The organism is Nocardioides sp. cx-169 (assembly GCF_021083605.1).
Classification (GTDB): Bacteria; Actinomycetota; Actinomycetes; order Propionibacteriales; family Nocardioidaceae; genus Nocardioides.
Genome location: NZ_JAJNRO010000010.1, coordinates 128,430 through 147,365 on the forward strand (window position 1 = coordinate 128,430; position 18,936 = coordinate 147,365).

Annotated in this window: 17 protein-coding genes and 1 riboswitch; of the genes, 8 read left to right on the forward strand and 9 right to left on the reverse strand. The window is 71.1% G+C overall.

From position 1 onward, the window contains the following. Positions 1-3 precede the first annotated feature (3 nt). Positions 4-888, forward strand: coding sequence for a hypothetical protein (locus LRP67_RS15805; protein WP_231271127.1), 885 nt, complete (start codon positions 4-6; stop codon positions 886-888). A gap of 16 nt (positions 889-904) precedes the next feature. Here LRP67_RS15805 and LRP67_RS15810 read toward each other — a convergent pair whose 3' ends face one another. Genes LRP67_RS15810 through LRP67_RS15825 form a run of 4 tightly spaced genes read right to left on the reverse strand, consistent with a single transcriptional unit; the run spans position 905 to position 4,591 of the window. Continuing rightward, positions 905-1,621, reverse strand: a complete 717-nt coding sequence (locus LRP67_RS15810) for a DUF4191 domain-containing protein (RefSeq protein WP_231271128.1) — start codon at positions 1,619-1,621, stop codon at positions 905-907. Positions 1,622-1,667: 46 nt separating this feature from the next. Then, positions 1,668-2,636: a lipoyl synthase gene (gene lipA, locus LRP67_RS15815; RefSeq protein WP_231271129.1), complete on the reverse strand. Its 969-nt coding sequence runs from the start codon at positions 2,634-2,636 to the stop codon at positions 1,668-1,670. A 54-nt stretch (positions 2,637-2,690) separates the two neighbouring features. Further along, positions 2,691-3,647 carry a hypothetical protein gene (locus LRP67_RS15820; protein WP_231271130.1) on the reverse strand — a complete coding sequence of 319 codons (957 nt, stop codon included), beginning with the start codon at positions 3,645-3,647 and terminating at the stop codon, positions 2,691-2,693. Further along, entirely contained in the window at positions 3,644-4,591 is a 948-nt protein-coding gene (locus LRP67_RS15825) for an ABC transporter ATP-binding protein (protein ID WP_231271131.1), read from the reverse strand. Before LRP67_RS15825 ends, LRP67_RS15820 begins: the two co-directional genes overlap by 4 nt. 959 nt (positions 4,592-5,550) lie before the next feature. Here LRP67_RS15825 and LRP67_RS15830 point away from each other — a divergent pair. Then, a complete protein-coding gene (locus LRP67_RS15830; protein WP_231271132.1) occupies positions 5,551-5,985 on the forward strand; it encodes a hypothetical protein in 435 nt (144 codons plus the stop codon). Between the two features lie 108 nt (positions 5,986-6,093). Here LRP67_RS15830 and lipB read toward each other — a convergent pair whose 3' ends face one another. Beyond that, the gene (gene lipB / locus LRP67_RS15835) at positions 6,094-6,819 is read right to left on the reverse strand and encodes a lipoyl(octanoyl) transferase LipB (protein WP_231271133.1); all 726 of its coding nucleotides are present in this window, start codon (positions 6,817-6,819) and stop codon (positions 6,094-6,096) included. 72 nt (positions 6,820-6,891) lie between these two features. Here lipB and LRP67_RS15840 point away from each other — a divergent pair, with 72 nt between their 5' ends. Then, positions 6,892-7,389: a hypothetical protein gene (locus LRP67_RS15840; protein ID WP_231271134.1), complete on the forward strand. Its 498-nt coding sequence runs from the start codon at positions 6,892-6,894 to the stop codon at positions 7,387-7,389. Here the strand turns inward: LRP67_RS15840 and LRP67_RS15845 are convergent. Next, entirely contained in the window at positions 7,378-8,286 is a 909-nt protein-coding gene (locus LRP67_RS15845; protein WP_231271135.1) for a TIGR01777 family oxidoreductase, read from the reverse strand. The genes LRP67_RS15840 and LRP67_RS15845 overlap by 12 nt on opposite strands. Before the next feature lie 77 nt (positions 8,287-8,363). After that, positions 8,364-8,570, forward strand: a riboswitch (cobalamin riboswitch). A 123-nt stretch (positions 8,571-8,693) separates the two neighbouring features. Here LRP67_RS15845 and LRP67_RS15850 point away from each other — a divergent pair. Together LRP67_RS15850 and LRP67_RS15855 are read left to right on the forward strand one after the other, a co-directional pair. Beyond that, complete coding sequence (locus LRP67_RS15850; RefSeq protein WP_231271136.1) at positions 8,694-11,036, forward strand: ribonucleoside-diphosphate reductase subunit alpha; 2,343 nt, start codon at positions 8,694-8,696, stop codon at positions 11,034-11,036. Beyond that, positions 11,033-12,037 carry a ribonucleotide-diphosphate reductase subunit beta gene (locus LRP67_RS15855; protein ID WP_231271137.1) on the forward strand — a complete coding sequence of 335 codons (1,005 nt, stop codon included), beginning with the start codon at positions 11,033-11,035 and terminating at the stop codon, positions 12,035-12,037. Before LRP67_RS15850 ends, LRP67_RS15855 begins: the two co-directional genes overlap by 4 nt. Before the next feature lie 65 nt (positions 12,038-12,102). Here LRP67_RS15855 and sucB read toward each other — a convergent pair whose 3' ends face one another. Together sucB and lpdA are read right to left on the reverse strand one after the other, a co-directional pair. Next, positions 12,103-13,947 carry a 2-oxoglutarate dehydrogenase, E2 component, dihydrolipoamide succinyltransferase gene (gene sucB / locus LRP67_RS15860; protein WP_231271138.1) on the reverse strand — a complete coding sequence of 615 codons (1,845 nt, stop codon included), beginning with the start codon at positions 13,945-13,947 and terminating at the stop codon, positions 12,103-12,105. A 30-nt stretch (positions 13,948-13,977) separates the two neighbouring features. After that, positions 13,978-15,357 carry a dihydrolipoyl dehydrogenase gene (lpdA, locus tag LRP67_RS15865; RefSeq protein WP_231271139.1) on the reverse strand — a complete coding sequence of 460 codons (1,380 nt, stop codon included), beginning with the start codon at positions 15,355-15,357 and terminating at the stop codon, positions 13,978-13,980. Positions 15,358-15,498: 141 nt separating this feature from the next. Between lpdA and LRP67_RS15870 the strand changes: the two genes are divergently transcribed. Continuing rightward, complete coding sequence (locus tag LRP67_RS15870; RefSeq protein WP_269211664.1) at positions 15,499-15,876, forward strand: hypothetical protein; 378 nt, start codon at positions 15,499-15,501, stop codon at positions 15,874-15,876. Positions 15,877-16,024: 148 nt separating this feature from the next. Here LRP67_RS15870 and LRP67_RS15875 read toward each other — a convergent pair whose 3' ends face one another. Next, complete coding sequence (locus LRP67_RS15875) at positions 16,025-17,527, reverse strand: leucyl aminopeptidase (RefSeq protein ID WP_231271140.1); 1,503 nt, start codon at positions 17,525-17,527, stop codon at positions 16,025-16,027. A gap of 43 nt (positions 17,528-17,570) precedes the next feature. On the opposite strand from LRP67_RS15875, the gene gcvT reads away from it, so the two are divergent. After that, complete coding sequence (gcvT, locus tag LRP67_RS15880) at positions 17,571-18,677, forward strand: glycine cleavage system aminomethyltransferase GcvT (RefSeq protein WP_231271141.1); 1,107 nt, start codon at positions 17,571-17,573, stop codon at positions 18,675-18,677. Next, the gene (locus LRP67_RS15885; RefSeq protein WP_231271142.1) at positions 18,674-18,931 is read left to right on the forward strand and encodes a hypothetical protein; all 258 of its coding nucleotides are present in this window, start codon (positions 18,674-18,676) and stop codon (positions 18,929-18,931) included. Before gcvT ends, LRP67_RS15885 begins: the two co-directional genes overlap by 4 nt. Positions 18,932-18,936 lie beyond the last annotated feature (5 nt).

Genomic DNA, 18,936 nt, shown 5'->3' on the forward strand with positions numbered 1-18,936 from the left:
CCCATGCCTCGCTCGTCCCTCCGTCGCACCGCCTCTGCCGCGGTCCTCGCTCTGGCCCTCTCCTCGCTCGCCGCCTGTGGTGACGACGGAGACTCCTCTGCCGACGACTCGGACGGCGGCGGCAGCGGCGGCGGGCTGTTCTCGAAGATGCGCGACGGTGGCGCAGCGCCCTCCGAGGGCGCCACCACCGACCCGAGCGAGAGCACCGACCCGGAGGACGGGGGCGAGCAGGCCGCGCCTGGGGCGTCCCAGGAGGGCGCGCCGACCGCGGGGGAGAAGGTCGAGCCGTCCGAGGTGGTCGACATCTTCGCCCGCGCCTTCGAGGAGGCCAGCACGGCGACCTTCACCATGAGCACCGAGGGCGCCGCGGCCTACGACGCCGAGGGGCAGGCGGATTTCAGCAATACTCCGCCGGAGATGGCCATGACGATCAACGTCGGCGAGACGGCCCCGATCACGATGGTGCTGGTGGACAACACGGTCTACCAGCAGAACCCCGGATCCGAGACCTACACCGCGACCTCGCTCGACGACCCGAGCAGCCCGTACGCGGCCCTGAGCAAGCAGCTCGACATCCGAGCGCAGTTCGACACCATGGAGAAGGCGATCACGGGCGCGACGTACGTCGGCGAGGAGGACGGCATGGAGCACTACAGCCTCGTGCTGGACTCCGCCACGTTGCTCTCGGAGCAGGGCGTCGACACGAGCACGCTGCCGGAGAACATGCTGGAGCCGTCGTACACCTACGACCTGTACTTCGACGAGGACGGCTACTTCCGCAAGATGGTGACCGACCTCGGCAAGCTGGGCGGCACGACCACCGCCAGCTACGACAACTGGGGCGAGCCGGTCGACATCCAGGCGCCGCCGGCCTCCCAGGTCCAGTAGCAGCCGGCGCCGCCGGTCAGCGGCCGCGCATGTTGCCGCGCATGCCCTTCATGCTGGTCGGCACCGGGCCCTTGGGCATCGGGATCGCCGATCGGTTGGCGTCCAGGGCCTTGATCCTGGCGAGGACGTCGGTCAGCTCGGCCGGCTTGACCTGACGGCCCAGCTTCTGGACATGGCGGACCAGCTTGGCGAGGGGCACCTGGCCCTCTCCGTCGCCGACAACGACCTCGTGGATCGGGGTCTCGGAGGCGACGCGCTCGTGCTTGCGGCGCTCGGAGGCGAGGAGCTGACGCACGCGGTGCGGGTTGCCCTCACCGACGAGCACGATGCCCGGAGGGCCGACGACGCGGTGCACGACGTCCTGCTGCTTGTTGAACGCGATGACGGGGTCGGACTTCCAGCCGCGCTTGAGCATCGTGAGCGCGCTCGCGGCGGCCCCCGGCTGGCCGGCCATCCGGTCGTACGCCGTGCGCTGGGCGCGACGGGAGAACACGATCATCATGCCGAGGAAGCCGAACAGCAGGCCGCCCACGATCGACATCACCAGGCCGATGATGCCGCTGCCGGGCAGGATCCAGAACAGGCCGAACCCGAGGGCGCCGAAGAGCAGGAACGAGCCGAGCAGCCACAGGCCGATCCGCTTGTCGGTCTGCTTCGTCATCCGGTAGGTGGCGACGATCTGCTGCCGACGACTCATGTCGGCGGGATCGGTGGGCGTGTCCTTCTTGGCCATGGGTGCGGAGCTGCCTTACTGGTCGGGCCGACGCGGGAGATGCGTGTCAGGCGGTGGCGGGGACGCTGCTGGCGGTGCCGACGAGGCCCTCGCGGGCGTCCATCGCCTGACGGTACAGCCGACCGGCGCGGTAGGACGAACGGACCAGGGGGCCGGACAGCACGCCGGAGAAGCCGATCTCGTCGGCCTCGTCTCGAAGCTCGACGAACTCCTCGGGCTTGACCCATCGCTCGACGGGGTGGTGGCGCAGCGAGGGGCGCAGGTACTGGGTGATCGTGATCAGCTCGCAGCCGGCTGCGTGCAGGTCGCGCAGCGCCTGGGAGACCTCGTCGCGGGTCTCACCCATGCCGAGGATCAGGTTCGACTTGGTGACCAGGCCGAAGTCGCGGGCCTGGGTGATGACGTCGAGGGACCGCTCGTAGCGGAAGGCCGGACGGATGCGCTTGAAGATGCGCGGCACCGTCTCGACGTTGTGGGCGAGGACCTCGGGCCGCGACTCGAAGACCTCGCGGAGCAGGTCCGGCTTGCCGTTGAAGTCGGGGATCAGGTTCTCCACGCCGGTGCCGGGGTTGAGCTCGTGGATGGCACGCACGGTCTCGGCGTACAGCCAGGCGCCACCGTCCTCGAGGTCGTCGCGGGCCACGCCGGTGATGGTGGCGTAGCGCAGCTCCATCTTCTGCACCGACTCCGCCACGCGCCGCGGCTCGTCGCGGTCGAGCGGCTGCGGCTTGCCGGTGTCGATCTGGCAGAAGTCGCACCGACGGGTGCACTGGTCGCCGCCGATGAGGAACGTCGCCTCGCGGTCCTCCCAGCACTCGAAGATGTTGGGGCAGCCCGCCTCCTGGCAGACCGTGTGCAGTCCTTCGGACTTCACGAGGCTCTGGAGGTGCTTGTACTCGGGGCCCATCGTCGCCCGGGTCTTGATCCACTCCGGCTTGCGCTCGATGGGGGTCTCGGCGTTGCGGACCTCGAGGCGGAGGAGCTTGCGGCCCTCAGGGGCGGGAGCGGTGGTCACACTATGCAACTGTACGCCGGGCCAGGAGGCCGCCCAACTCGGCTCGCCCCCTGGTCAGGGCACGTCGCGCCGGCGGAACGAGAGCACCGAGAGCGCCCCCACGCCGACCAGGAGGAGACCGTAGTAGCCGCTGCCATGCGCGAGCGTGAGCTCGCGCGTGTCGTCGCACTCGGAGCCCTCCTCGACCGGCCACTGGCGCTCCTGCCTCCAGCACCGCTCGGGCACCTCGACGTAGTAGGTGGTGCCGTTCTTGACGATGGCCGAGACGTTCTTGTGCGGGTACCAGCGCTCGCTGACGCCGAGCGCCCCGAAGAGCAGGCTGCCGGCGAGCACGACCGCGAACAGCAGCCCGATGGTCGCCACCGTGCTGCGGAACAGCATGGTGGCGGCGTACGCACCCAGGGCGGCCGCGGCGGCGAACGCCGATCCCCGCAGCGCGAACTCGAGGCAGTCGAGGAGGATGCCGTCGCGCAGCGGCAGGTCCCGCGCACGGGCCGTCGCCCAGAGCGTCAGCCAGAAGCCGGCGGTGACCACGGCGCTGGTGACGAACGAGAAGAGCAGGACGACCAGCCCCTTGGCCGCCCACACCCGGCCGCGGCGAGGCTGGAACAGCAGCTGGTTGCTCATCGAGCCGCTGTTCCAGTCGTGGCCGGCGAAGGTGGTGCCGACCAGCATGACCACGAGGGTGAGCACGGCGACGACGGCGAGCCCCGACTCGCCCTGCTGCTGGCCCAGGCGCAGCGGCTCGCGGCTGGTGTACCAGCCGATGATCTGCTCCTCGCACGCCTCCGCGTTGCCCACGCCGTACCGACGGGGATGCTTCTCGCACTCCTGGATCTCGAAGGAGCCGTCGCTGCGGGCCTGCTCCATCTCCGCGTCGGAGACCGGGCGGGTGCTGTAGACGACCGAGAGGGCGATCACCGCGGGGACGACGAGGGCTCCGAGCAGCAGCAGGAGCACCGCCCGGCGCCAGCGCAGTCGCGAGGCCTCGACGCGCAGCAGCGCCTTCATCGGGACTCTCCCTCGGTGGGGGCATCGGAGGCGCCCAGGTGATCCGCGGCGGTGAGCTGCAGGAAGAACGTCTCCAGGTCCTGGCGCAGCGGGACCAGCTCGGTGAGCCAGATGTCCGCGCCGGCGAGCGCGCGGGTGATCGCCGCCGGGTCGTCGGTCTCGACGCGGACGCCGCTCTCCTCGACGGTGGCGGGCAGCCCGGAGGCGGAGAGCACGGCGGCCGCGGCGCCCGCGTCGGGGGCGGTGACCCGGAAGGCCGTGCCCTCGCCGAGCAGCTCGTCGACCGTGCCCGAGGCGAGCAGGCGGCCGTTGCCGATGATCGTGGCCGACGTGCAGACCTGCTGGACCTCCGCGAGGATGTGTGAGCTCAGCAGCACGGTCACGCCGCGCGCGCCGAGGTCACGGATGGTGTCGCGGATCTCGCGGATGCCGGCCGGGTCCAGGCCGTTGGTCGGCTCGTCGAGGATCAGCAGGTCGGGGTCCTTGAGCAGGGTCGCGGCGATCGCGAGGCGCTGCTTCATACCGAGCGAGTAGGACTTGAAACGGTCCTTGTCGCGTCCGCTCAGCCCCACCGTCTCGACCGCGGCGTCGACGCGGCTGCGCGGCACGTCGATGGAGCGGGCCAGCAGCAGCAGGTTCTGGCGGCCGGTGAAGTTGGGGGAGAACTTGGGCGACTCCACCACGGCGCCGACCCGGTCGATCACCTCGGGCAGCTGGGCCGGGACCGGGTGCCCGAAGAGCTCCATCCGACCCTTGCTCGCCCGTGCCAGTCCGAGGAGCATCCGGATCGTCGTGGTCTTCCCCGAGCCGTTGGGTCCCAGGAAGCCGTGCACCCCGCCGCGCGGCACCGCGAGGTCGAGGTCATGGACCGCCACGCGCCGGCCACCCCTGCGGCTGCGGAACTCCTTGCGGAGCCCCTTCGTCTCGATCACCAGGTCACTCATGTCGCCCTCTCGTCGTCCCAGTCGACGATCCAAACAGGCCGGAGGGTTCGTCGGGGTCGCAACACGCGCCCGGCGGACGTCGAGCTCTCGCCGGGGCCTTACTGGCTGTGCCGGGTCGGGTGGGACGACAAGCAGCCGGTGCTCCGCCTCCTCCGGCACGCCGGCGCGTCGAGGTCGCCTACGGACGCCTCGGCCGCGTGCCAGGCTCCAGGGCGGGCACTCCCTGCCGCCGCGGGGTCGCGCGGAATGCGGCAGATCAGTGTGTCCTGCGATGGGCGAAGACGAGGGTGATCGGGGTGCGCAGGGCTGCGTTGCACACCCCGCAGATGTAGTCGTTTACGCCGACTCGTGCCAGCCCCCGCAGGACATGGTTGGAAGAACAGTCGAGGTTCGTGCACCACTCGCTCCCTGTTACCCACACTCCCGCAGCCGCAAGTTCTGGCTCGGCGGCAGCCGTGATGGGCTCCTGCCCAGCGACCACGACGCCGCCGCAGTCCTCGCACGGGCGGTCGGTGGCATACGGATCGGCGCTGGGCACGGACACAACTCTAGGGCCGACATGCGCACGGGTCTCCGTACGAGCGAGCGTTCGCCAGACTCACCGAAGGGCCCCACCCGGCCGGAGCCAGGTGGGGGCGCTAGTCGCGCGTCGATAGATCGGACCTTGGAGCGGCGAGGTCGCCTACGGACGCCTCGGCCACGTGCTCAGGCTCCAGGGCGGGCACTCCCTGCCGCAGCGTGACGCGCGGAATGCGGCATGTCGGGGCGGGTCACGAAACAACGCGGTTGATCGCACGCGCCTGGTACATGCAATCCACCGCGCTTTTCCATCCGCCCTGATCTCGGCATGACCGATCAGCGGCATGACCGAGCGGAATCGCGGTGCGGCTGCGGTTGATGAGCAGACTCGTTCACAATCAGGTCGTTGACAACCTGTGCCCTCAAGCGTGGAGGTAGACATGTCTCCGCAACTCACACCTCGGCCGCCCGACGATCAGATTCGCGCGATCCTGGGATGGCGCGCGTTCAGGTGGGCCGTCGACCACCTGCCGACCGGCGTTTCGATTGACGATGTCAGATTCGTAGACCTGATCTCGGTGACGCAGGAGGACGTCGACCGGTGGGTTGAGCGGCATGGTTTCGCCGCGACATCCGTCCGGGACGACCGCTACGACGGGGTCGAAGGCCTCTACCTCCTTCCGGAGGAAGGTGGCTGGGTGGTCTTCTACTCGGAGCGGGGTCAGCGAAACTTCGCGCACCACTTCGTCACCCGGGCAGAGGCACGACGCTGGGTCGTCGACTACCTCTATGACTCCGCCCGCACGTCGCTCAATCACCGGTGGTGGCATGCCCACCCCGACGCGCGGCCGGCGAGCATCGGCAACATGCCGTGAGCTGAGGGCCCATTGACGGGCAATCCCGTGCCCGGCAGGTGCGCGCACATCGGCAGGAGAGTGCGTTCCTTGCAGGGCCTGCATCGCCCGGAAACGGGCCACACCCAGTTAGGGCGTGAGCAGCTCGATGCGGGGGGTGCGGCCGGGCTCGGGGCGGGCGTCGTAGTCGGGGGTGGGCACGTAGTCGCCCCAGGCGAGGTAATGGCGCAGGTGGCGCTCGACGGAGGGCAGTACGTCGGGCACGGTGACGGGCCGACCCAGCTCGCGCGAGAGCGTCGTGACGCCGGCGTCGGCGATGCCGCAGGGGACGAACCGCTCGTACCAGCCGAGGTCGACGTCGCAGTTGAGGCTGAAGCCATGCATCGTGACGCCGCGGCTGACCCGGATGCCGATCGCCGCGACCTTGCGCTCCGGGCCGCGGTCGTCGGCGCGCAGCCACACGCCGCTGCGTCCGGGCACTCGTGCGGTGACCACGCCGAGGTCGGCGCACACCTGGATGAGCGCCTCCTCCACGCGGCGGACGTAGTCGACGACCTTGACGTGGTCGGGCAGGGTGACGATCGGGTAGCCGACCAGCTGGCCGGGGCCGTGGAAGGTGATCTTGCCGCCGCGGTCCACGTCGATGACGGCGGCACCGCCGGGGTCGGCCGGCCGCTCGTGCGGCTCGGTGCGCTTGCCGGCGGTGAAGACCGGGGGGTGCTCCAACAGCAGCACGGTGGCGGGCTGGTCGCCGTCGGCCACCCGGGCGTGCACCTCGCGCTGCACCTCCCACGCGGCCAGGTAGTCGACCGCGTCGGCGCCGAGGCCGACCTGCTCGAAACGGAGCTCGCTCACGCCTGCGACCCTACCCGCGCGCGCCCTGTGGACAACCACCCGGAGACGCGCGGGAACGGGTAGGAGCAGAGGATGACTCCACGTGCTGCGACCGCCGCGCTCCTGTTGCTCCTGCTGGGCTGCTCCCCGTCACCGGACCGGCCGCCGCCTGCGCCGCCCGAGCGGGGCGATGCCGCCGTGGTGGTGTCGCCGGTCGCGGTGCTCCAGTCCTGGGACCGGCACCGCGCAGCGGCCTGGGCGGCCGGCGACGTCGCGGCGCTGCGTCGCCTGTACGTCCCCAGATCGGTCGCCGGACGGCGCGACGTCGCGATGCTGCGCCGCTGGCGTGCGCGCGGGCTCACGGTCGCGGCGCTGGAGGTGCAGGTGCTGGAGGGCAGCGTGCTCGCGCAGACCCCGCGCCGGCTGACCGTGCAGGTCACCGAGCGGCTGGCGCGCGGCTCGGCCGCGGCCGGTGGGCGGCGGTGGTCGCTGCCCGGCGGTGCCGTCGCGACCCGGCGGGTGACGCTGTGGCTGGTGGGCGGGCAGTGGCGGGTCGCGCGCGTCGGGCGGGTCTCGGACTCAGGTCCCTGACGCGAGGCCGGTGGCCAGGACGGCGTCGACGTCGCGGTCGCGCACCTCGTAGCCGCACTGCTCGAGGGCGGCCGGGCGCACGTTGAGCGAGCCCAGGAGCTCGGGCGCCATCCTGCCGCCGGCGACCCGGAGCAGCGGCGCGGGCGCGAAGGCGAACGCCGGGCGGTGCACCGCGCGGGCCAGCGCCTGCGTGAACTCCGCGTTGGTGGGCGTGTCGGCGCAGCAGAGGTTGAACGGGCCGGCGGCGTCCGCGTGCTCGGCGAGATGGACGACGCCGCCCACCCAGTCGCGCAGCGAGACCATCGCCATGTGCTGCCGGCCCCTCCCCAGGCGTGCGCCGAGGCCCATCCTGAACACCGGCAGCAGCTGCTTGAGAGGGGCACTTCGCCGGTCCATCACCGGGGCGGTGCGCAGGATGCAGACGCGGGCACCGGCGGCCACCGCCGGGTCGGCCGCCTCCTGCCACTCCCGCGTGACCTGGGTGAGCAGGGCGTGGCCGCGACTGTCGGATGCCTCGGTGAGGACCTGGTCGCCGTGGTCGCCGTAGTAGGAGATCCCGTTGCCCGCCAGGTACGCCGGTGGCTGCTCGGCCGCGGCGACGGCCTCGGCGAGCAGCCGGGTGGTCGTCAGGCGGCTCTCGCGCAACTCCCGGGCCCACTTCTGCGAGTGCGGGTTGCCGGCGGTGGGGGAGCCGGCCAGGTTGACCACGACGTCCGCAGCCGCGACCAGGTCGCGGTCGAGCTCGCCCGCGTAAGGGTCCCACCGCGACTCGCTGCCGCCCGCCGGCTGGCGCCGTACGAGCGAGGTGACGGTGTGGCCGCGCCGCAGCAGCTCCTGGCGCAGGTGGGTGCCGAGGAAGCCCGAGCCGCCGGCGAGGAGGATCGAGAGGGAGGCCATGGCGCCAACCCTGCCATGCCCGACAACCGACACGCCGACCCCACATCTGGTCCCAACATTTCTCTCGACCCCTACATATGGTGTCCGTCGTAGCTGGTTCGCCCTGCCATCCAGGCGGGTCGAGGCAAGAGGGAACCCGGTGAGACTCCGGGACTGCCCCGCAGCGGTAAGTGGGAACGAACGCCGTCACGAAGCACTGGGTGAGAGACCTGGGAAGCGACGGTCAGTAGGGGTCAGCGTGATGCCCACGAGTCCGAAGACCTGCCAGCGCACCGCACCCGACCGGGTGCGGTGGTCCGAGGCCTCGTGGGACGGCCGACGGCTCGCACGGCCGCGCCCCGGCGCGCCGTGCCTCCGTCCCCCTCGCGAGCCCGGACCTCAGGACCGATCTCGCGAGGAGAGAGACGATGACCGTCATCGAGAGCCGCACGTCCATGAGCGTGCGCAAGCGCAACGGGGACACCGAGCCCGTCGACGTCAACAAGATCGTGCGTGCCGTCGACCGGGTGGCACGCGACCTGGTCGACGTCGACCCGATGCGGGTGGCGACCCGCACGATCAGCGGGCTGTACGACGGCGCCAGCACCGCCGAGCTGGACCGTCTGTCCATCCAGACGGCCGCCGAGATGATCGGCGAGGAGCCGCAGTACTCCCGGCTCGCCGGGCGCCTGCTGGCCGGGTACATCGAGAAGGAGGTGCGCAACCAGGGCGTCGCCTCCTTCAGCCTGTCGATCTCCCTCGGCCATGCCGAAGGGCTGATCGGCGACGAGACGGCGGCGTTCGTGAAGGACAACGCGCGCAAGCTCGACTTCGCGGTGGACCGGGAGGCAGACCACCGCTTCGAGTACTTCGGTCTGCGCACCGTCTACGACCGCTACCTGCTGCGGCACCCGACGACCCGCCAGGTCGTCGAGACCCCGCAGTACTTCCTGCTGCGGGTGGCGTGCGGCCTCGCGCAGAGCCCGGGCGAGGCCATCGGCTTCTACCGGCTGATGTCGTCGCTGGCCTACCTGCCGTCGTCGCCGACGCTGTTCAACTCCGGCACCCGGCACACACAGATGTCGTCGTGCTACCTGGTGGACAGCCCGCGTGACGACCTCGAGTCGATCTACGACCGCTACGCCCAGGTCGCCAAGCTCTCGAAGTTCGCCGGGGGGATCGGGATCGCGTTCTCGCGGGTGCGCTCGCGCGGCGCGCTGATCCGCGGCACCAACGGGCAGTCCAACGGGATCGTGCCGTTCCTGCGTACGCTCGACAGCTCGGTCGCGGCGGTCAACCAGGGCGGACGCCGCAAGGGGGCGGCCTGCGTCTACCTCGAGCCGTGGCACCCGGACGTCGAGGAGTTCCTCGAGCTGCGCGACAACACCGGCGAGGACGCGCGCCGCACCCACAACCTGAACCTCGCCCACTGGGTGCCCGATGAGTTCATGCGCCGGGTCGAGGCCGACGAGCTGTGGTCGCTGATCGACCCCGACCAGGCACCGGAGCTGCCGGACCTGTGGGGCGCGGCGTTCGACGAGGCCTACCGGCGCGCGGAGGCCGAGGGCCGCTACGTGCGCCAGGTGCGGGCGCGCGACCTGTACTCGCGGATGATGCGCACGCTCGCGCAGACCGGCAACGGGTGGATGACGTTCAAGGACGCCGCCAACCGCACCTGCAACCAGACCCGGGACACCCCCGGCGGTCCCGTCGTCCACCTCTCCAACCTGTGCACGGAGATCGTCGAGGTCTCCTCCGACTCCGAGACCGCCGTGTGCAACCTGGGCTCGGTCAACCTCTCCCAGCACCTCTCGGAGGTGGGGGAGGGCGTGGACTGGGACAAGCTCCGCGCGACGGTGCGTACGGCGGTCCCGCTGCTGGACCGCGTGGTCGACGTCAACTACTACCCCAGCGAGGAGGCGGCGGCATCCAACCCGCGCTGGCGCCCGGTGGGGCTCGGGCTCATGGGGCTGCAGGACGTCTTCTTCGCCCTGCGGCTCCCGTTCGACTCCGACGAGGCGCGCGAGCTCTCGACCAGGATCTCCGAGGAGATCTACCTGACCGCGCTCGAGGTCTCCTGCGACCTGGCCCGCCAGCACGGCGCCCACCCGGCGTACGGCGAGACCCGCGCCGCGGCCGGGGTCCTGCAGCCCGACCTGTGGGACGTCACCGGCACCCAGACCGAGCGGTGGGACGCGCTGCGCGCCGACCTCGCGACGCACGGCCTGCGCAACTCGCTGCTGATCGCGATCGCACCGACGGCGACTATCGCGTCGATCGCCGGCTGCTACGAGTGCATCGAGCCACAGGTGTCCAACCTGTTCAAGCGAGAGACGCTCTCGGGGGAATTCCTGCAGGTCAATGCGGCGCTGACCCGCGAGCTCAAGACGCTCGGGCTGTGGACCGCCGACGTGCGGGAGGCCATCCGCCGCGCCGAGGGCTCGGTGCAGGGCATCGCGGCCCTGCCAGAGGACGTACGGCTGCTGTTCCGCACGGCCTGGGAGCTGCCCCAGCGGGCGCTGATCGACATGGCGGCCGCGCGCTCGCCGTACATCGACCAGAGCCAGTCGCTGAACCTGTTCCTCGCCGGTCCCTCGATCGGCAAGCTGTCGTCGATGTACCTGCACGCGTGGAAGTCGGGCCTGAAGACGACGTACTACCTGCGCTCGCGGCCGGCGACCCGGATCGCCCAGACGACCACGTCCGTCATCGAGTCGGCCGCGGCGGCCTGCTCGCTCGAGAGCCCCGAGAGCTGCGAGGCCTGCCAGTGACCGCGAACCTGCTGGACCCGGGCATGAGCCTGACCCTGCGTCCCATGCGCTACCCGCACTTCTACGACCGCTACCGCGACGCGATCAAGAACACCTGGACCGTGGAGGAGGTGGACCTGCACTCCGACCTCAAGGACCTGCAGCGGCTCACCGCCGCCGAGCGGCACCTGGTGTCACGGCTGGTGGCGTTCTTCGCCACCGGCGACACGATCGTGGCCAACAACCTGGTGCTCAACCTGTACCAGCACATCAACTCCCCGGAGGGCCGCCTGTACCTGTCGCGGCAGCTCTTCGAGGAGGCCGTGCACGTGCAGTTCTACCTCACCCTGCTCGACACCTACGTGCCCGACGAGGCGGAGCGCCACGAGGCGTTCGCGGCCGTCGACAACATCGCGTCGATCAAGACCAAGGCGGACTTCTGCTTCCGGTGGATCGACTCGGTCTTCGACCTCGACGAGCTGCAGACCCGCGAGCACCGCCGCCGGTTCCTGCTCAACCTGATCTGCTTCGCGGCGGTCATCGAGGGCCTGTTCTTCTACGGCGCGTTCGCCTACGTCTACTTCCTGCGCTCGCGGGGCCTGCTCAACGGCCTGGCATCGGGGACCAACTGGGTGTTCCGCGACGAGTCGATGCACATGGCGTTCGCCTTCGACGTGGTCGACACCGTGCGCGCCGAGGAGCCCGGGCTCTTCGACGAGCAGATGGCCGCCGACGTACGGCAGATGCTCATCGACGGGGTGGAGGCCGAAGCGACCTTCGCCGAGGATCTCCTCGGCGGAGGCGTGGCCGGGCTGTCGACGGCCGACATGCGCACCTACCTGGAGTACGTCGCAGACCGCCGCATGGAGCGCCTCGACCTGCCGGTCATCTACGGCTCGAAGAACCCGCTCGCCTTCATGGAACTGCAGGACGTCCAGGAGCTCTCGAACTTCTTCGAGCGCAAGGTCTCGGCCTACCAGGTCGGCGTCACCGGATCGGTCGGCTTCGACGAGGACTTCTAGCCCAAACCGACGCTGACCCGTCAGAAAGTCTCTGACGGGTCAGCGTGGGGTGGACCGGGTCCGGCTCAGATCTCGAAGACGCCGGCCTCGAGGCGCTTCTTGACGTCCTGCAGGAAGCGGCCTGCGTCGGCGCCGTCGACCAGCCGGTGGTCGTAGGTCAGCGCGAGGTAGACCATGTGGCGCACGGCGATGGTCTCGCCGAGGTCGGGGTCGTCGATCACGACCGGGCGTTTGACGACCGCGCCCGGGCCCAGGATGGCGACCTGCGGCTTGTTGATGATCGGCGTGTCCCACAGGGCGCCGACGCTGCCGAGGTTGGTGATCGTGAACGTGCCGCCGCCCAGCTCGTCGGGGCCGATCTTGTTGGTGCGGGTGCGCTCGGCGACGTCGGCGATCTTCTTGGCCAGCCCGGCGATCGAGAGGTCGCCGGCATCCTTGACGACCGGGGTGATGAGGCCCTTCTCGGTGTCGACGGCGAACGCGAGGTTCTCGCGGTCGTAGTAGGTGATCGTGCCGGCGTCGGTGTCGATCGTCGCGTTGAGCTTGGGGTGCTGCTTGAGCGCGTCGATCGCGGCCTTGGCGAAGAACGGCAGGTACGACAGCTTCACGCCCTCACGGGCCAGGAAGTCGGCCTTGGACGCCTCCCGCAGGCGGGCGATGCGGGTGACGTCGACCTCGACGACCTGCGTGAGCTGGGCGCCCGAGTGCAGCGAGTCGAGCATGCGCTCGCCGATGATCTTGCGCAGCCGGCTGATCTTCTCGGTCGTGCCCCGCAGCGGGGACGGCGTGACGCTCGGGGCCGACGGTGCGGAGGCCGCGGGTGCGGCGGCCGCGGGTGCGGCGGCCGGCGCCTCCTGGGCCTTGGCGGCGTCCAGGACGTCTTGCTTGCGGATGCGGCCGCCCACGCCGGTGCCGGACACCGACGCCAGGTCGACGCCGTGCTGGCCGGCCAGCTTGCGCACGAGCGGGGTGACGTAGCCGCCGCTGTCGGCGCTGGGCGCGGACTCACCCTCGCCGGTGCTCGGCGACTGGGCGCTGGGCTCGGGCGCCTTCTCGGCCGCGGGCTCGGTCTCCTCGGCCGGCTCAGGCTCCGGCTCCGGCTCGGGCTCGGGCTCGGGCTCCGCCTTCTCCTCGGGCTCGGGCTCGGCCTTCTCCTCGGCGAGCTCGGCCTCCTGCTGCTCCTTCTTCTCGGCCTGCTCCTCGTCCTGGGGCCGGGCCTCGGGCTCGGCCTGGGCAGGGGCGCCGTCGCCGGAGCCGATCACGGCCAGCTCGGCGCCGACCTCGACCGTCTCGTCCTCCTCGACCTTGATCTCCAGCAGCGTGCCGGCGACGGGGGAGGGGATCTCGGTGTCGACCTTGTCGGTGGAGACCTCGAGCAGCGGCTCGTCGACGGCGACGTCGTCGCCGACGGCCTTCAGCCAGCGGGTGACGGTGCCCTCGGTGACGGACTCGCCGAGCGCCGGGAGCGTGACCGACGTACCGCCGCCACCGGAGCCGCTGTCGTCGGACGAGGCGGCGGGCGCCTCGGGCTCGGGCTCCTGCTGCGCGGGGCCGTCGGAGGACTCCTCGTCCTCGGTCTCGGCCTCCTGCTGCTCCTTCTGCTCGGCCTGCTCCTCGTCCTTCGACTGCGCCTGCGGCTCCGCGGACTCGTCGGCGTCGCCGGCGGACTCACCCTCGTCGCCGATGACCGCGAGGATCGCGCCGACCTCGACGGTGTCGTCCTCCTGCGCCTTGATCTCGAGCAGGGTGCCCGCGACCGGCGAGGGGATCTCGGTGTCGACCTTGTCGGTGGAGACCTCCAGCAACGGCTCGTCGACGGCGACGGAGTCGCCGACCTGCTTGAGCCAGCGGGTGACGGTGCCCTCGGTGACGGACTCGCCGAGTGCCGGGAGGTTGACTTCGGTGGCCATGGAGTTCCTTCGTGAGCTCGTGGTGGGGAATCAGGAGTGGGCGTGCAGGGGCTTGCCGGCGAGCGCGAGGTGCGCCTCTCCGAGAGCCTCGTTCTGGGTGGGGTGGGCGTGGACCAGCGGCGCGACGTCCTCCGCGTGGGCCTCCCAGCTGTAGATGAGCTGGGCCTCGCCGATGAGCTCGCCGACCCGGTCGCCGACCAGGTGGACGCCCACGACGGGACCGTCCTTCTGGCGGACCAGCTTGACGAAGCCCTGGGTCTTCAGGATCTGGCTCTTGCCGTTGCCGCCGAGGTCGTAGATGAGCGTCTCGATGCCGTCGGCGCCGTACTTGTCGGCAGCCGCGGACTCGTTGAGGCCCACCGAGGCGATCTCCGGGTGGCTGTAGGTGACCCGGGGGATGGCGCTCTCGTCGATCGGGCGCGGGTCGAGGCCGGCGATGTCCTCGGCGACGAAGATTCCCTGCTGGAAGCCACGGTGGGCCAGCTGCAGGCCGGGGACGATGTCGCCGACCGCGTAGACGCCCTCGACGTTGGTGCGGCAGCGCTCGTCGGCGAGCACGAAGCCCCGCTCCATCTCGACACCTAGCTCCTCGTAGCCCAGGCCGGAGGTGCTCGGGCCGCGGCCGACCGCGACGAGCAGCAGCTCCGCCTCGATCACGTCGCCTCCCTCGACCGTCACGGCGACGCCGGTGTCGGTGGTCTTGACGCTCTGGAACGGTGTGCCGGTGCGGAAGGCGATCTTGCGCTTGCGGAAGGCGCGCTCGAGTGCCTTCGAGGACGCCTCGTCCTCGGCCGCCACCAGCCGGGGCAGCGCCTCGACGATGGTGACGTCGGCGCCGAAGCTCTTCCAGACGCTGGCGAACTCGCAGCCGATGACTCCGCCGCCGAGCACGATCACGGAGGCGGGTACCCGGTCCAGCCGCAGCGCATGTTCGGAGGTGAGGATCCGCTCGCCGTCGATGTCGAGGCCCGGCAGCGACTTGGAGTAGGAGCCGGAGGCGAGCACGAGGTGCCGGCCGGTGTAGGCGCGGCCGCCGACGGTGACCTGCCGGTCGCCGGTGACGCGACCCTCGCCCTCGAGGACGGTGATGCCGCGCGAGGAGATCAGCCCGGTCAGGCCCTTGAACAGGCGGGAGACGACGCCGTCCTTGTAGGAGTTGACCCCGGCCATGTCGATGCCCTCGAGGGTGGCCTGCACGCCGAACTGCTCGGACTCGCGTGCGGAGTCGGCGACCTCGGCGGCGTGCAGCAGCGCCTTGGTGGGGATACACCCGACGTGCAGGCAGGTGCCGCCCAGCCGGTCCTTCTCCACCAGGCCGACGGTGAGGCCGAGCTGGGACGCGCGCAAGGCACAGGCGTACCCGCCCGAGCCCGCCCCGAGGATGAGCACGTCGAAGTCCGCCTCAGTCACGCCAGTCCCCTCCGCCAGTGATGTGCGCCCCATCCTTGCACTTCTGTCGCGCACCACAACACCGGCCTCGTGGCCTCGGACCTGACGCCCGTGCGACGCGTCCTGCGGACGCGATCACCCCCGGGAGGGCAGACTGGGCCCATGGGTTTCCTGGACCGCTTCCGGCGAGGCGCGCGCACGCGTATGAGCAGCCCGGCCAAGGACGCGTCGCGCACCGGCTCGACCCGGGTGCGCGCCGCGGACAAGGTGGACGAGGCGCACCTGCATGACTTCGTGGTGTCGCGTCGCGGGGTCGAGGGCTTCGTCGAGCCGCGGACTGCGGTCAGCGACGTCACCCTGCTGCTCGTCGCGCACGACGGCGAGTGGACCCGCCGCCGGGTCCCATCGGTCAAGTGGGCGCACGACTTCGCCAACCGCCACCAGGTGCCGTCCTACGACGCCGCCGTGGTCGGCATCCCCCAGCGCATGCGCGACTACAACAGCCGGCAGAAGCAGCTGCGCAAGGAGCAGGGGCTGTAGGTCGGGGTCTCGACACGGGCTCGCTGGCGCTCGCCCGGCTCGACCAGCGAGCTCCTCGGTGGTCGAGCCGCGAGCTCCTCGGTGGTCGAGCCGCGAGCCCCTCGGTGGTCGAGCCGCGAGCGCAGCGAGCGTGTCGAGACCCGGAGGGCTATCGCTCCGACAGGGCGCGGGCGTACTCGACCAGGGTGGCGACGCCCCAGCCGGTGCCGCCGGAGGTCAGGTGGCCGCGAGGACCGCCGGAGTTGAAGGCGGTGCCTGCGATGTCGAGGTGGGCCCACGGCAGACCGGCGGTGAACTCGCGCAGGAAGGTGCCGGCGTACAGGCCGCCACCCCAGCGCACCCAGTCGTGCTGGGCCAGGTCGGCGATCTTGCTGCCCTTGACCCGCTCGACCATCCCGTCGGGGATCGGCATCGGCCAGTGGTCCTCGCCGGCCACCGTCGAGGCGGCGATCACGTCGCGGACGATGTCGTCGCTGCCCATGACCCCGGCCATGCGGTCGCCGAGCGCCAGCACCATGTGACCGGTCAGCGTGGCCACGTCGAGCACGACGTCGGGCTTCACCTCGGTGGCCCGCACCAGCGCGTCGGCGAGCACCAGGCGTCCCTCGGCGTCGGTGTTGAGCACCTCCACGGTCTTGCCGCCGTACTGGGTGAGCACGTCGCCGGGGCGGATCGAGCTGCCGGAGACCATGTTCTCGGCCATGGCCGCGAAGGTGCTGACCTTGATCGGCAGTCCCAGCGCGGCGATGGCGTACGTCGCCTGGATGACCGCCGCGGCGCCGGACATGTCGCTCTTCATCTCGTGCATGCCCTGCGCGGGCTTGATGGTCAGGCCGCCGGAGTCGAAGGTGATGCCCTTGCCGACGAGCGCGAGGTGGCAGACGGGCTTGCGGGGGGAGTAGGTCATCTCCACCAGGCGCGGCGGGGCCGAGGAGCCCTGGCCCACCCCGAGGATGCCGCCGCAGCCCAGCTCGGCGAGCCGCTTCTCGTCGAGGACCTTGACGCTCACCTTCGGCGCGCCGCGGCCCTTCGTCCACTCCTTGCCCGACGCGACGGCCGCCTCGGCGAACACGGGCGGCGTGAGGTCTCCGGGAGGGGTGTTGATCCAGTCGCGCGTCTGCACGACCGCGCGCACCACGACCTGCGCCTCCTCGAACGCCGTGGTGATCTCCTTGCGCCGGGCGCCCGGGGTCAGCACGACCACCGTGCCGGGGGAGTCGTCCTCGGTCTGGTTCTTGTACGCGGTGAACGTGTAGGCGCCCAGCTGGTGGCCCTCGGCCACGGCCCGGACGAGCTCGGGGGAGTCGGCGGGCAGCGCCAGCGCCACCGAGGCGGCGTTGCCGGCCGCTCGCGCGGCTCCGCCGGCGGCGCGTCGTACGGACTCGGGGGTGACGTCGTCCCCGAGACCGGCGAGCAGCAGCACCGGTGCCGCGATCGCCCCCGAGGTGGGCAGCTTGACCAGCTCGCCGGCCTTGCCCTTCACCCCGAGCGTGGCCAGCAACGGTGCGAGCTTGCGGCCGTAGGCCTTGGCGACGTCCTCACCCCCCGGCGCGACCTGCGGCCCCTTGGCCGTGGACACGATCCCGACGACGACCACGTCGGCTCGAGACTTGGCAGGGCTGGCGTTGCGCAGGGTGTAGGACGAAGTCACCGCGGCAGACTAACCCGCCCCGGTGCTGGGGTAGGTTCGCGCCATGGCCGAGGAACTGCTGCGCTCCCCGCTCCACGACCGCCACGCCGCACTGGGGGCGAAGTTCGCCGAGTTCGGCGGCTGGTCGATGCCGCTCGAGTACGCCTCCGGCGTGGTCAAGGAGCACACGGCCGTGCGGACCTCGGTCGGGATCTTCGACGTGAGCCACCTCGGCAAGGCGATGGTCAGCGGCCCGGGCGCCGCGGACTACGTCAACCGCACGCTGAGCAACGACCTGGGCAGGATCGGGCCGGGGCAGGCGCAGTACACACTGTGCTGCGACGACGCCTCCGGCGGCGTGGTGGACGACCTGATCGCCTACTACCGCGACGACGAGCACGTGCTGCTGGTGCCCAACGCAGCCAACACCGCGGAGGTCGTACGTCGCCTCGCCGCGCAGGCGCCCGCGGGCGTCACCGTGGCCGACCACCACCGCGACTACGTCGTGCTCGCCGTGCAGGGCACGAGGTCGGACGAGGTGCTGTCCGCCGTGGGCCTGCCGGTCGGACACGACTACATGAGCTTCGTCGAAGCGGAGTTCGAGGGCGTGGGCGTCGTCGTGTGCCGCACGGGCTACACCGGCGAGCGTGGCTATGAGCTGATCGCCGCCAACGGGGTCGCCGAGCCCCTGTGGGACGCGCTCCTGGCGGCCGGTGCGGCCTACGGCATGCTCGCCTGTGGGCTGGGGGCGCGCGACACCCTCCGCACCGAGATGGGCTACCCGCTCCACGGGCAGGAGATCTCCCTCGACGTCACCCCCAACGAGGCGCGCCTCGGCTGGGCGGTCGGCTGGAAGAAGGAGGCGTTCTGGGGGCGTGACGTACTCCTCGCCGAGCGGGAGGCGGGGCCGAAGCGCACGCTGCGCGGCCTGGTGGCCACGGGTCGTGCCATCCCGCGCCCGCACATGATGGTCAGCCTCACCCCCGACGTGATGCTCGGCGAGATCACCTCCGGCACCTTCTCGCCCACCCTCAAGAAGGGCATCGGGCTGGCCCTGCTGCCCTCCGAGATCCATCCCGAGGCCGAGGTCGGCGTCGACGTCCGCGGGCGCCGCGAGATCTTCCGGTTGACCAAGCCGCCGTTCGTGGACACGTCGGTGAGGGAGTCATGAACCTGCCGGACCAGCCGCCCACCTTCCGCCCACCCACCCCCACCGAGCGACCGTGGACGTGGCGGCTGGAGAACGCCGCCGGCGCTGTCGTCACCGTGACCGCGGAGTACGCCGACCAGCGCTTCGCCAGCCAGGCAGACGCCGAGTCGTGGGTCGGGGAGACCTGGGCCGAGCTCGCCGCCGAGGGCGTCGACGCGGTCACGCTCTTCGAGCACGACCGTCAGGTCTACGGGCCGATGTCGCTGCACGCCTGAGCGAT

Excerpts from the sequence above, each read along its gene's own strand:
- LRP67_RS15805 (WP_231271127.1), top strand. The coding sequence starts at position 4 with ATGCCTCGCTCGTCCCTCCGTCGCACCGCCTCTGCCGCGGTCCTCGCT.
- LRP67_RS15810 (WP_231271128.1), bottom strand. The coding sequence starts at position 1,621 with ATGGCCAAGAAGGACACGCCCACCGATCCCGCCGACATGAGTCGTCGG.
- LRP67_RS15820 (WP_231271130.1), bottom strand. The coding sequence starts at position 3,647 with ATGAAGGCGCTGCTGCGCGTCGAGGCCTCGCGACTGCGCTGGCGCCGG.
- LRP67_RS15825 (WP_231271131.1), bottom strand. The coding sequence starts at position 4,591 with ATGAGTGACCTGGTGATCGAGACGAAGGGGCTCCGCAAGGAGTTCCGC.
- LRP67_RS15830 (WP_231271132.1), top strand. The coding sequence starts at position 5,551 with ATGTCTCCGCAACTCACACCTCGGCCGCCCGACGATCAGATTCGCGCG.
- LRP67_RS15840 (WP_231271134.1), top strand. The coding sequence starts at position 6,892 with ATGACTCCACGTGCTGCGACCGCCGCGCTCCTGTTGCTCCTGCTGGGC.
- LRP67_RS15845 (WP_231271135.1), bottom strand. The coding sequence starts at position 8,286 with ATGGCCTCCCTCTCGATCCTCCTCGCCGGCGGCTCGGGCTTCCTCGGC.
- LRP67_RS15850 (WP_231271136.1), top strand. The coding sequence starts at position 8,694 with ATGACCGTCATCGAGAGCCGCACGTCCATGAGCGTGCGCAAGCGCAAC.
- sucB (WP_231271138.1), bottom strand. The coding sequence starts at position 13,947 with ATGGCCACCGAAGTCAACCTCCCGGCACTCGGCGAGTCCGTCACCGAG.
- LRP67_RS15870 (WP_269211664.1), top strand. The coding sequence starts at position 15,499 with ATGGGTTTCCTGGACCGCTTCCGGCGAGGCGCGCGCACGCGTATGAGC.
- gcvT (WP_231271141.1), top strand. The coding sequence starts at position 17,571 with ATGGCCGAGGAACTGCTGCGCTCCCCGCTCCACGACCGCCACGCCGCA.
- LRP67_RS15885 (WP_231271142.1), top strand. The coding sequence starts at position 18,674 with ATGAACCTGCCGGACCAGCCGCCCACCTTCCGCCCACCCACCCCCACC.